The organism is Candidatus Ozemobacteraceae bacterium (genome assembly GCA_035373905.1).
Classification (GTDB): Bacteria; Muiribacteriota; Ozemobacteria; order Ozemobacterales; family Ozemobacteraceae; genus MWAR01.
In genome coordinates this window covers 15,613-28,621 of sequence record DAOSOK010000002.1, presented here as the reverse complement: position 1 = coordinate 28,621, position 13,009 = coordinate 15,613, and the positions used below count along the sequence as shown (strand labels likewise).

8 protein-coding genes are annotated in these 13,009 nt (G+C 63.5%); 4 read left to right on the top strand and 4 right to left on the bottom strand.

Annotation, left to right across the window (positions count from 1 at the left end):
• Positions 1–58: 58 nt before the first annotated feature.
• From PLU72_01030 to PLU72_01020, 3 genes are all read right to left on the bottom strand, one after another.
• Positions 59–1,288, bottom strand: coding sequence for a CaiB/BaiF CoA-transferase family protein (locus tag PLU72_01030; GenBank protein ID HOT26738.1), 1,230 nt, complete (start codon positions 1,286–1,288; stop codon positions 59–61).
• Positions 1,289–1,405: 117 nt separating this feature from the next.
• Positions 1,406–2,299 (bottom strand): carbon-nitrogen hydrolase family protein, encoded by an 894-nt coding sequence (locus PLU72_01025; protein HOT26737.1) that lies wholly within the window; start codon positions 2,297–2,299, stop codon positions 1,406–1,408.
• 157 nt (positions 2,300–2,456) lie between these two features.
• Positions 2,457–2,804: a phenylpyruvate tautomerase MIF-related protein gene (locus PLU72_01020; GenBank protein HOT26736.1), complete on the bottom strand. Its 348-nt coding sequence runs from the start codon at positions 2,802–2,804 to the stop codon at positions 2,457–2,459.
• A 159-nt stretch (positions 2,805–2,963) separates the two neighbouring features.
• Between PLU72_01020 and pgi the strand changes: the two genes are divergently transcribed.
• Complete coding sequence (gene pgi, locus PLU72_01015) at positions 2,964–4,640, top strand: glucose-6-phosphate isomerase (GenBank protein HOT26735.1); 1,677 nt, start codon at positions 2,964–2,966, stop codon at positions 4,638–4,640.
• Between the two features lie 66 nt (positions 4,641–4,706).
• Positions 4,707–4,904 (top strand): flagellar basal body rod C-terminal domain-containing protein, encoded by a 198-nt coding sequence (locus tag PLU72_01010; GenBank protein ID HOT26734.1) that lies wholly within the window; start codon positions 4,707–4,709, stop codon positions 4,902–4,904.
• Positions 4,905–4,947: 43 nt separating this feature from the next.
• Here the strand turns inward: PLU72_01010 and PLU72_01005 are convergent, their stop codons facing one another.
• On the bottom strand, positions 4,948–5,901 hold the full coding sequence (locus tag PLU72_01005) for a DMT family transporter (protein ID HOT26733.1): 954 nt from the start codon (positions 5,899–5,901) through the stop codon (positions 4,948–4,950).
• A 101-nt stretch (positions 5,902–6,002) separates the two neighbouring features.
• Between PLU72_01005 and PLU72_01000 the strand changes: the two genes are divergently transcribed.
• Both PLU72_01000 and PLU72_00995 read left to right on the top strand, forming a co-directional pair.
• On the top strand, positions 6,003–12,149 hold the full coding sequence (locus tag PLU72_01000) for a HAMP domain-containing protein (protein HOT26732.1): 6,147 nt from the start codon (positions 6,003–6,005) through the stop codon (positions 12,147–12,149).
• Positions 12,146–12,988: a pyruvate, water dikinase regulatory protein gene (locus PLU72_00995; GenBank protein ID HOT26731.1), complete on the top strand. Its 843-nt coding sequence runs from the start codon at positions 12,146–12,148 to the stop codon at positions 12,986–12,988. Before PLU72_01000 ends, PLU72_00995 begins: the two co-directional genes overlap by 4 nt.
• Positions 12,989–13,009 lie beyond the last annotated feature (21 nt).

The following is a 13,009-nucleotide window of genomic DNA, read 5'->3' as shown; positions in this document are numbered from 1 at the left end:
GCCGGCCCTCCCGTAAGGAAGAGGCCGGCGGCGAATTTTTCCCGCCTGCGGAGTCCGGTCAGATCACCTGCTGGGCCTTGAGGGACTCGATCTCGACGGGGCCCAGCCCGAGCATCTCGCCCAGGACCGCGGCGGTATGCTCGCCCAGCAGGGGAGCGGGGCCGCGGACTTCCGAGAGGGTATCGGAGAACTTGATCGGCACGCCGGGAATCTTCATCAGGCCGGCGACGGGATGCGCGACCTCGACGAGCATCTTCCGCGCGAGCAGGTGCGGGTCTTCCATGACCCGGCTGATCGGGTTGATGGGGCCGCAGGGGATGCCGCCCGGCTGGAGGATCGCCATCCATGCGTCGGTCGTCTTCTTTTTCATCGCCGCGTTGATCAGCTTTTGCAGGTCAGCCCAGTGTTTGACGCGGTCGCCATTCGTCCTGAACCGGGCATCCTCGATCAGCTCGTCGAGGCCGGCGAGGCGGCAGAACTTCTTCCACAGCTCGTCGTTGCCGCAGGCGATGTTGATGGCTCCGTCGGAGGTCGTGACGGTCGCGAAGGGGGAGATCGACGGATGCGCGTTTCCGATCGGCACCGGATCCTTTCCGGTGGCGGCGAAGCGGGCGATCGCGTTTTCGAGGATCGCGACCATGCAGTCGAGCATGCCGACGTCGACCATCTGGCCGCGGCCGGTCCGCTCGCGGGCGTGGAGGGCCCCAAGAATGCCGATGGCGGTGAACATGCCGGCAAAGATGTCGGCAACCGAGCTGCCGACTTTCGAGGGGGTTTCGGCGTTCGGGCCGGTGATGCTCATCAGGCCGCCCATTCCCTGGATGATCAGGTCGTAAGCCGGCCGGTCGCTGTAGGGGCCGTTCTGACCGAACCCGGACGACGCCGCATAAATGAGCCGCGGATTATGTTTCGCGAGCTCTTCGTAGGCCAGGCCCAGCTTGGCCATGACGCCGGGCTTGAAATTCTCGATCAGGACGTCGGCTTTTTTGACCAGATCGATCAGAATCCCGCGGCCGCGTTCGGACTTGAGATTCAGGGTGACGCTCTTCTTGCCCCGGTTGATGCTCATGAAGTAGGCGCTCTCGCCGTTCACGAATGGGGTAAACGCGCGGGCATCGTCGCCCCCCTCGGGCCTCTCGATCTTGATCACGGTCGCGCCCATGTCGGCGAGCATCATCGAACAGTAGGGGCCGGCGAGGACGCGCGTAAGGTCGATCACGACGATGCCGTCGAGAGGGCCCTTCGCCGCGTCCTTCGGCGAGAGGTTTTCATTCGCTTTTTTGTTCATCGTTCCGTTTCCGTTTCCGTTTTGCTTGATGTGTCTGAGAAGTCGGCGACGGCGCTCCGGAGAGCGCCGTCACGGTATACTATCCGCTATTCTATCTTGTCGTCCGGCGAGAACCGTTCACCGCCAGCGCTGGTAGGGAACGCGGCGGGCCGGCTCGAAGGAGGAGCGGCCGGTCTTCATGATGCCGGTGTAGGAGACGACGTTGCGGTCCTCGATGTGGTCGAAGATCTGGGGCGACGAGGAGTTCGGCACGACGGTGCGGATCGGGTCGGGGTCGAGTTCGGCCCAGACGAACTCGTCGCTGGCGCGGGCCTGGGCCATCTTGACGCCGCTGGGATGGATGATCATGGAGGAACCGAAGAAGTAGGACCCGCTGGCATCGACGCCGACGCTGTTGGTTGCGATCCAGTAGACGTGGTTGTCGTAGGCGCGGGCGCGATTCGTGAGTTCCCAGTGGTCGAAGGTGCGCATGAACGCGGAGGGGCGGCAGATGATCTCGGCGCCCTGCAGGGTGGTCACGCGGGCCAGTTCCGGGAAGTCGCCGTCGTAGCAGATCACGATGCCGATGTTGCCGATGGGGGTCTCGACACAGAACGGCTTGCTGCCGGGAGTCGTCCAGCCGCCGCCCTCGAGGCGTTCGGTGGGGAACGGGTGGGTCTTGCGATACACCCCGAGAATGCCCTCGGGACCTATCAGCGCGGCGCTGTTGTACACCTGACCTTCGCGTTTGCCGCGTTCGTAGGTCGGGAAGACGATATAGGTGTTGAACTCTTTCGCCCAAGCCACGACCCTGTCGGTGAGCCTGCCGGGGATGGTGTCGACAACGTTCCAGAGGTCTTTGGCCCCGCCGAGCGGCGTGAAGCCGGTGGTGACGCTTTCCTGGAAGACGACGAGGTCAGCCTTGGATGCCTTGTGGCACTCGGTGAGCAGAGCGTAGGCGCGATCCATGTTTTCTTCGACCGCCATGGGCTTGGCTGCGAACTGTATGGCCGCCGTGACAATGCGCTTCATCAATACAACTCCTGTTCATGCAATGAGAGCTGATTCGTTCTCTCAGCAACACCCCCGAAGGCCGGGCGTCATTGAAAAGTGCCACAATTGTACACTATTTTCGGGAAACCCGGAAGAACCTTCGATTCGAGCCGCGGATGGGCTTCCCGGGCCAGGATCACCCGAAGGTGCCGCCGTTCCAGCCCCAGGAAGACGCCGGAATATCCGTGAAATTGAGAAAAATCCGGCTTCCGGAAATGCCGAGGTGCTTGTTCACGATCGCCGAAACCGCTTCGCTGATGGCCTTGTTCTTCTGCGTCGAAAAGCCGCCGATGCTGCGCAGATCGACGAACGCCGCCGGTTCGTCGGTTCCGGACATGCGCATCTCGGCTTTCTCGACCGAGATCATGACGTAGGTCTCGGGCTTCCCGAGCAGGCGGGAAACGGCCTGCGAAAGCTCTTCGGCGAGCGCGGCGGCCTTCGCGGGCGTTTCGGGAGCGGAACTGGTCAAGCGAAGAAAGGGCATACTCTCCTCCTCTGAACGATTGGTGATGATCAAGTATCGCATATCCCGAAGCCGTTTGGCATATTGCCCTCGGACGACTGATGGAGTAGATTGACGTCGATTGATTTCGCCCGACGAACGTCACAGCAGGAGGACAACATGCTTCCTTTCGAAACACCGATGGACAAGTTGATCCGCAGCGGGTCTCCCCTCACCCGCAGCCCGGAATGGCGCGCCCTCAAGGATCATCACCAGAATGTCCGCCACATGCACATGCGCGACCTGTTCTCACAGGATCCGGACCGGTTCGCGAAATACAGCGTCGAGTTCGAGGACATCCTCGTCGACTACTCGAAGAACCGGATCACCGACTCGACGATGCCGCTTCTGATCGCCCTCGCGAAGGCCTCAGGGGTGAAGGATGCGGCCAAATCGATGTATCGCGGCGACCGCATCAACTGGACCGAGGGCCGCGCGGTTCTTCACATCGCGCTTCGCAACCGTTCGAACACGCCCATTTTCGTTGACGGCGAGGATGTGATGCCGGCGGTCAACGCCGTTCTCGAACGGATGCGTCTGTTCACCGAGCGGCTGCGATCGGGCGAATGGCGCGGTTACACGGGGAAACCCATCAAGACCGTCGTCAACATCGGCATCGGAGGCTCCGATCTCGGGCCCGTGATGGTCTGTGAGGCGCTCAAGCCGTATGCAAAGGGGGGGCCGGCCGTTCGGTTCGTGTCGAACGTCGACGGGACGGACTTCTACGAGAAGACGCGCGATCTCGACCCGGCCGAGACGCTGTTCGTCGTCGCATCGAAAACGTTCACCACGCAGGAAACGATGACCAACGCCCACACGGCGCGCCGGTGGCTGCTCGCCGCGCTTTCCGACGAGAAGGCCGTGCGGAACCATTTCGTGGCCCTTTCGACGAACGGGAAGCTGGTGGAGCAGTTCGGCATCGACCCGTCCAACATGTTCGAGTTCTGGGACTGGGTCGGCGGACGGTATTCGTTCACATCGGCCATCGGTCTGCCGATCGCCTGCGCCATCGGATTCGACCGCTTCGTCGAGATTCTCGAGGGCGCGCATGCGATGGACCGGCACTTCATGGAGGCGCCGCCCGAGAAGAACATCCCGATGATCCTGGCCCTGCTGGGCATCTGGTACAACAATTTCTTCGGCGCCGAGTCCCATGCGATTCTGCCCTACGACCAGTATCTGAGCCGCTTCGCCGCGTATTTCCAGCAGGGCGATATGGAAAGCAACGGCAAGCGCGTCGACCGCGAGGGCAATCCCATCGAGTACCAGACCGGGCCGATCATCTGGGGCGAGCCCGGAACGAACGGCCAGCACGCCTTCTACCAGCTGATCCACCAGGGAACAAAGCTGATTCCATGCGACTTCATCGGCTGCGTCAATTCCCAGAACCCGATCGGCGACCATCATCTCAAGCTGATGGCCAACTTCTTCGCCCAGACCGAAGCCCTGATGAAGGGCAAGACCGAAGACGAAGTCCGGGCCGAACTCAACGGCTCAGTATCCGAAACACAGCTTGAAATGTTGGTTCCGCACAAGGTCTTCCCCGGAAACCGGCCCACCAACTCGATTCTCGTAAAGAAACTGACGCCGCGCGTGCTCGGCATCCTCGTCTCGATGTACGAGATGAAGATCTTCACGCAGGGCATCATCTGGCGCATCGACAGCTTCGACCAGTGGGGCGTCGAGCTGGGGAAGGTGCTGGCGAAGACGATTCTGAACGAGGAAGAGGAGTTCATCGCGGGCCAGGAGCCCGACTTGTTCCATCACGATTGCTCTACGCAGTCCCTCCTTCGCTACTTCGCCAAAAATCGCGAATGACCTTCATTTGGCAAAGGGGCGGTTCGGGGTTATACTTATGGTGAAGGACATCGAAGGGAGTTGCACATGAGAATCACGAACGGCACCCCGAATCTCCTCAGGGAATCGATCGCCAGAGCCGATTCCGCGGCCGGCACCATGAACGCCGATCCGGTGAAGGGCATGACGGATCTCATGCAGTCCGAGAACGGCGTCAAAATGGCGAGCAAGCTGATCAAGGCCAAGGACGAGATGCTCGGTACGATCCTCGACATGAAAGCCTGACCGAAAGCGAGTTTTCAGGGCGGGAATCCGGCGATTCCCGCCCTTACCTTTTGTCCGGAATGCGGCTATTCGCACGAACGATCCCGTAGACGGCCATCGAGCCGAGGATGAGACCGGCGCCGAGAACGGCGTTCCCGGACGGCCATTCCCCTGCCCCCAAGCCAGCCCAGAGCGGATTGAGGATCGCCTCGAGCATCGCGAACAGGATGCTTTCGACGGCCGTCACGTACCGGATGCCGACGAGGAAGATCACATACGGGAGAGCCAGTTGGAACACCCCGAGAGCGGAGATGATCGCCCACTCCGTCATATCGGCGGGGATATCACGCGCCATGGACGCCGAGCTGAAGAGAATGACGAAGATGTTTCCCGCGGCGAGCGCGGGAATGCCAGCCCAGCCGTCGCCCGTTCGCACGGGACGTTCCGGAACGTCCGCGGCGTCCGCGGGCTCGGGGACGGTTTCACGCGAGAGCCGGCGAAGGAAGAGGGTGTTCAGCCCGCAGGCCATTCCCGAGACGATGGCGTAGACGATGCCGAGCCGACCTTCGAGGCTGAGTCGATCGAGAAAGAAAAAAGCCATGCCGACCAGACAGGCCGCCATCATCAGCCACTCCCGGCGCGTGACGATTTCGCCGAGAACCAGCCGCGAAAACACGGCCACCCACAGCGGGGCCGTATATTGCAGAACGATCGCGTTTGCGGCAGTCGTCATGCGAGTCGCGGAGATAAATAACATCACCATCGCGGCATACGACAGGGCCGAGCCGAACATCACCCTCCGCGTGCCGGGCCTGACGGCGACGCCGCAGTTCGCCCAGACGGCAAGGATGACCGGAAGCGCAAATACGCTGCGCCAGCCGGTGATTGCAAGCGGGTCGAGCCCCGGAAGTCGCTTGACGGCTACGCCGGCGAAGCTCCAGAGGGTCGCCGCGACGATGACGAGAAAAAGACCGGCCGTATGCGCCGACACGAAGCGGTTGCGGTGAAGATCGATCATGCGATGCGGTGACTTTCGGAAGGGAATGGGATGCGAACGACGTTCGAGGTTCTGATATACTCCGAACCGGTCGGAAATTCCATCGCCATGACGATTTTTTCGTGAACGATAATAATATATCTACTCATATTATCGCTGTCAAAGACGCCGCCGTTCCGTCACCGGGAACGCCGCGATCCCGCATTCCTCTTTCGGGCACGCTGCTGCTCCTGCTGCTGCTGGCGCTGCCGTTCGCCTCGATCAATGCCGGGCTGTCGTTTCTCGCGGCCCGACAACGGACATGGCAGGAGCGAAATCTGGAAAGCGACGCCCGGCGGGAACTCGAGACCCTGACCAACAGCGCAGTCGCCGCACCGTATCTCGAACGGTCGGCCGCCGCCCTCCGGGCCCTGATGTCACGGCCGACACCACTGCCGTCCCCATTTCCACCGGCGACATGGGCGGCGGGCCTCAGCGTTCCGCACGATCTGTGGGTATTCGAGGACGACGCTCCCGATGCCGGCGACAGGCCTCCGCGTGTGACGCTCGCCTCGTCCTCGGTCAAGGTCCCTCCCCGCGTCCTTTCGACGGCGTTCGCCTGCCTCGCCCACTACTCGATGAACGCGCGGCTTTCGCCCCAGGCTCTCAGGCGGGCGGAAAAACTTGTGGTGGCCGCGTTCGGCACGGGACAGAGCGCCTCCCATCTCGCCATGTACCAGCGAGGCATCCCGACCCGGATGATCCACGAACGGACCTCGGCCCTCCTGATCTGGAACGGCATCACGCTCCCGGACGGCCGACGGCGCGGATTTTTCTTGATATTCCGCGACCTCGACGCGGTGACGAAGTTCGGCCTCACCTCGGCGCTTCGGGCGCATCATCGGCGCGGGGGAGCACCGGCCGGCTTCATCCGGACGCTCCGAAGTGCCGTTCCCGATCTTCTCCCGGAGTCTCTCGCAAAGTCAGAAAGTTTTTGCCGATGGCGGCAGGGGCTGAGACCCCACGCCCAGAGATCGGACTGGGAAATCCGCGGAACACCGTCCAACATCCGCCTCAACGAAGGCAGGCTGTTCACCCGACACCTGACGACCGGCAGGCACATGGCGGTTCTGCTGAAGCCGGAAATCCCCAAATCGAACATGCCCGAACCGGTTTTTCTCGTGAACCTCCTCGTCTGCGGGGGCTTCCTGCTATTCGTGACGCGCGGCATGCTGCTCGGCGTCTGGCCGGCGCTCCCCTTCGGCATCAGGTTTTCGGCCCTGTTCTCGCTTTCGGCCCTTCTCCCCATCAGCCTGCTGCTGATCGGAAGCCATGCGTTCATCCAGGAAACGGCGAACACCGAGCGCCACGCCGTCATCACGCGCATCCGGAGCGCTCTCGAAGGGGTCGACTCAGCCAGGGAACGGCTTTCCGGAAGTTTCCAGACGTCGTTCCTGCGGATGCTCCAGGCACCGTTTCTCCGCGAACAGATGGCGAAGCACGGGCTGGATGCGCCGGGGCTTCTCGATCTGATCAGAAACCAGTTCCGCGACGAAAAGGGAAAGAATCAGCTGATGTTCGTCGCCGTGATGGACAGCCAGGGGACGATGCGCGCGTCATCCAGCCGGGGGTATCCCCTCAGCGCCCTGGAGGGCGTGATGCGGTTCTGCCGGACCGGACTTCTCCGGTCTCTGAGGAACAACCGCGTCAGGCAGGCCGGCCCGGGCGCCATCGGTCCCGACACGCTGACGGAGGAAGACCGGGCTTTCATCGCCGGATACGACGGGGCGACCGGCAACTCGATCGCCAGCGAAGCCGAGCAGACAAGGGCCATTCCCTTCAATTATCACGTCGGTCCCCGGCGGGCCAACATCCTGTATGACATCGTCGCCGTCGACGGAATCGACACCTATGCGGTCATCATCGCCTGGAACGCCGACGATCTCGCGAACCGCATCATCCTGAACAACCTGGCCGAAGCGCAATTGCGCACTCCCGGGAGTCTGCTCGCGGCATACCGTCACAGGCACGGCCGTATGACGCGCCTCACGCCGGCGACCCGGCATGAAACCGCGGCGCTGTTCCATCACTTGCGGAACGTTGCCAGAAGCGCCGCCCAGCGGAACGGACCGGTCATCGAAATCACGCCGGAAGCGGCCCGCATCGCCCTGCCTTCCCTCGGTTTTCCGGGCTTCGTTTTCGCCGCCACGGCTGATACGGCCGTGATCCTCGCCGAGGAATCGTATCGGCGGATGCTGGTCTCGATGCTCGCCGTCTTCTGCATGGTGCTCGTGCTGCTTTCCGGCCGGATCACGGCCCGCCGGATGCTCCGGCCGATCCTGGCCCTGCGGGAAGCACTCGAGAACGTCGGACGCGGCGATTTGTCCGTCTCCGTCACCGATCCGCGGCCGGACGAACTGGGCCGTCTGAGCGCCGCATTCGGCACCATGGTCGAAGGCCTGCGCGAGCGCCGGCGGCTGGCGGCTCTCGTCTCGGACCAGGCGATTGCGACGCTGGAAAGCGCCGCGGATCCGGGCATGGCTCTTTCGGCCGGCACGTTCGAGGGGATCATCCTCATCTCGGATATCCGGGGATTCACCCCTCTCTGTGAGAGCAAGCCCCCGACGGAGATCACGCGTCTCCTCGAGCGGCACTTCGCCGCGATGGCGCCTCTGATCGCGGCCGAGGGCGGCCGTATCGACAAGTTCATCGGCGACGCCATTCAGGCTGTTTTCATCGAGTCGCCGGACGGTTCGCCCGCCGTCATCCGCGCCATACGGGCCGGCCAGGCGATGCTCGGCGCCATGGCTTCGATCAACCGCGAACGACGGGCCGCCGGAATGTTCACCTACCAGGCGGGAATCGGCATCGCCGGCGGCCGCCTTCTCAGCGGGGCGATCGGCCACCCGTCCACTCGTCTCGACTTTGCCCTTCTCGGCCCCGCGATCGGACGGGCCGCCGAACTCGAGGCGCTAACCAAGCTGGTGCCGAAGCATCCGATCGCCGTCGACGCTGCATTGGCGCCCTTCCTCGGCGAATATGCCCCCCGCGCCCTGCCGATCCCCGGCCACGAGTCGTCGGCCGTGGCCATCGCCCTTCCCGATGTTTCAATATCAGATCATCTACGTTCACCCGCAGACGACGCTCCGGACGCTCCGAATGAAAACGCCGGCACGCCGTCATCCTCCCCCGGGGATCCGATTTCCGCGAACATAGTCCCCCCGCGCCCCGATGAGGACGTTCGCTGGAAATGGGCGTTCGCATTTCTGCCGGGACTGCTGTTCCTGGCCCTTCCGTTCGTCTCCCTGTTCGTTGCGACGGACTCACGGCTGAACGGCACGACCGGGCGAATCGTGCGGGAAGCGCTCGAGACACACGAAACGGCGATGCTGAAACTTCGGGTGACGAACCCGGTGATTCACATGATCGAAGACCGGCTCGACCAGCTATGCGACAGACTGGCCGTCACGTTCCTGGAAAGCGATCCGGACCGGGGCGAGGAGACACGCCTTGCCGCCTGCAGGGAAGCGGTGTCGGAGCTGGCATCGCTGGAGTTCCGTCCGACGCTCGCCGCGGTCCTGTACCGCCGGCCCGAGGCCCCGCCCGCCTCCTGGCCTCTCGTTTTCTGCACAGGCTCCGACGAAACGACGCCGGCCGCTTTTCTGCGCGACCTGCTCGCGAAGGGGGCCTGCAACTTCGATGGAACCTCGATCCAAAGCATGCCTTCCGTAGCCTCCGGGATTCCCGCCCTCGTCGGCAAGCATGTCGGCCTCGGCCGCCTTGAGGCGAACATGCTGAACGAGGCCGTTCCCGCCATGCGAAACGGCCAGAACACCTGGTTTTACTGGCGACCGCTTCTGCGCCCCTTCGAGATCCGCGAAGCGGATATCGCCACATCGGCGCTGTCACTTTCACCGCGGAGAACCCGCTATCGCCCCGTCGCCGGCTATCTGCTGGCGGTCTTTCCGCGACATGCCGGAGACGAGGTTCCTCTGCGGACCCTCCTCAAACTCCTGAACGCGGACGGAATGGAAGTCAGGATCGACAGCCGTCCCGCGGCCGACGGAGCGTCGGCTCCCTCCACCATTTTCTCCCCTCACTTCCCGCTCGGCCTCTCGGAATCGGCCTCCGGCCTCATCGAAAACAGAGGCGCGCGGTACGTCGTCTCCAGGAACGAAACGGTCGTTTCCGGCAAGCCGCTCACGTTCACGCTCGCCACTCCCCTGCCCTCGCCGGCAGAGGATTTCACCCGGCGACCGCCGGTCGCGGCCGCGTTGCTCCTGCTGTATCTGGCTGGCGCCGGCGTCTGGTACCGGACGATCTTCCGGGGCGGCGGCCTCGCGAAGTCCCTCTTCAGCCAGCTTCTGACTGGATTCCTCGCGGCGGCGCTCCTCCCCTTCGCGGCCATTCTCGCCGGAACGGCGAGGTTTTCGGCGGAAGACCTCCATATCCGCACGCGGAACGAGCGGTTCGACCTCGTCCAGCAGCTCGACGAGGTCGACCGCCTCCATCAACTCCGGTATCCTTTCGTCTGGGACCGCATCGAGCGGCTGGGCACCCATCCGGGCATCATGCGGGCAATCCAGAAATACGGGCATGCCCCTCCCCCGAAGGCCGCCGGCTCCCCGGCAAGCGAAACCGCGTTCGCCGGCACGACGCCATCCGGCGGTGCCTCTTCTCTCACGAGGCTGCTCGCCGCGATCAAGAACGCTTCGCATCGCGGGCCCATTCCCTATTACATAAACCAGATCATTCTCGCGGCGCCCGGAGGATGGAAATTTTATATCCGGGAAGGGGCCGCTGACGAGCCGGCAAACACCGGGTTCATCTTCTATCTCTCGAGCATCGCCGACCTTCTCTTCGACTCGATCGGCGACGCCCCCGCACGGTCGGTCAGCGCGGAGCCGCTCGGAAACGCCGTCAAAAAGGAGATGGCGATCGACATCGGCTTCTCGATCTTCAGGTCGGTCTTCATCTCCGACATTTCCTATCCATTCCTCTATTCGCCCCTCGTACACATTCTTCTGCCCGGCGGGAACGGCGTCTACGGCATCTCGAACCTCCTTCTGCCCGACGTCGAGCGGCCTCGCGGCTTCATCTCGATCACATACAACGCTTCGCGCATGGAACAGGATGCCCTCCAGGACATCATCCGAGACAATCCGTCGCGATTCGCACTGTTCGGCTGCCCGTTGCAGAACTGCGCAGCCATGATCAGGCCCGATATCGGCGGCATGTTCACGCCGATCGCCGGGATCGCGAGGTGGACGCAGGCCGGGAACACGCCGATGAGTTTCCGGACCGGCAACGGCGCGTTCAGCTTCCTGGTCGAGGCCCGCCCCGGCGTGTATAATCCGAGGGTGTTTCTCGCCGCCGCCGCATCGGAACTCCCCATCCTGGCCGCCACACACAGCGTTCAGAGGGGGCTGTTTCTCTGGCTGGCGGCAGGCATACTCGCGACCCTTCTTCTGGCCTGGCGTTCCGCCGTCGACCTGATCGCCCCCATCCGTGGGCTCGAAGCCGGCATGAAGGAACTGGCGGCGGGCAGATTCGAAACGCGCATTGGCAGCTACAGGACCGACGAAATCGGCGACCTGCAGCGCTCGTTCGACCGGATGGCCCGCAGTCTGCAGGAACGCGAGCTCATCAGGACCATGATGTCGAGCGAAGCCCGCAAATCTGCCGTGACAGGGGCATCCGGGGAGGAGCCCTCGGCAGGAGCCGACGGAGAACGCATCGACGCGGTCATCGCGATGACAGGCGTCCCGGGGTTCCAGGGCTTCATGGCATCGATGGCCACGGACAGTCTGTTCGAGGCCCTGACGACGCAGACGACCCTCCTGTGCGATCTTTTCATCGGGGCCGGCGGAGACGTCGACAAGGTCATCGGCGAAAAGATGCTGGTCGTCTTCCGCGGCGGCCCCCAGGCGGAAAACGCCGCTCGTCTGCTGGAAGCCGTGCGCCGTCTGGGAGACGCCGGCGGTCTGCACCTGCCCTTCCCCGTCTCGGTCGGGGTCTCGGCCGGCCCGGTCATCAGCGGGTTCATCGGCTCGGGGCCGAGGCGCGACCACACCGTCATCGGCGACGCGGTCAACACCGCCGCCCGTCTCCTGGCCTGCGCCGACAAACTCGCCGGCCGGCCCCGGGTCGTGCTTTCCGCCTCCTGCCGTGCCCTGCTTCCGGAAGGAGAGTCCTGCGTGAGCCTCGGCAGCGTCGAGGTGAAGGGAAAATCAGAACCACTTAATATATATCGTATTTTATATAGTGTAACGGAGCGCAACCAGGCATGAGCAAACCAGGCGGCATCTGCAGGATCTTCGTCGTGTCGGGAGGCGTCGGGGCGTGCGGCGAGCAGGTTGTGAACACCGTCCTCGCGCAGTTTCCCGACGCCAGCGTTGAGGTCGTCACCCTCGGGAATGTCCGGGAAAGCGCCCAACTCGATCGCGCCGCGGACCTCGCCGCGGAATCGGACGGCATCATCGTCTTTTCCCTCGTCGACGCCGGGCTCGGCGGATACATGCGGAAGCTCGCCGACAGGCGCGGCATCACGGCCCTGGATATCACGGGCCCCCTCCTCGACACGCTGGCGAAGAGGCTCAACATGCCGCCCCTCGGCCAACCCGGCTTGTACAGACGACTTCACAGGGAATATTTCGACCGCGTGGCCGCGATCGAGTTCACCATGTCCCACGACGACGGCCGCAACCAGGAAACCTGGCATGAGGCGGATATCCTTCTCCTCGGCGTCTCGCGCACCGGGAAAACGCCCCTCAGCATCTATCTCTCCGTCCTCGGCTGGAAAGTCGCCAACTTCCCAATCGTCCCCGGCCTGGAGATCCCGGACATCCTCTTCCGGCAGGATGCCTCCCGGGTCATCGGGCTGACCCTGTCCCCCGACCGTCTTCTCACGTTCAGGAGGCACCGGAGCGGCATGCTCGGCATGAGGGAGCGAACCGATTACGTCGAGCCCGCCAAGGTCGTCGAGGAACTCGAGTTCGCCGGAAGACTCTTCGCGAAAGGCGGCTTCGAGGTGATGGACGTGACCGACAAGACCGTCGAGGCGAGCGCGAACGAGATCATCAAGCGCCTCGGAGCGGTTTCCGATCCCCGGCGGGCGCCTCCCGTTTGACAGAGGAGAATCCCTTCGGGT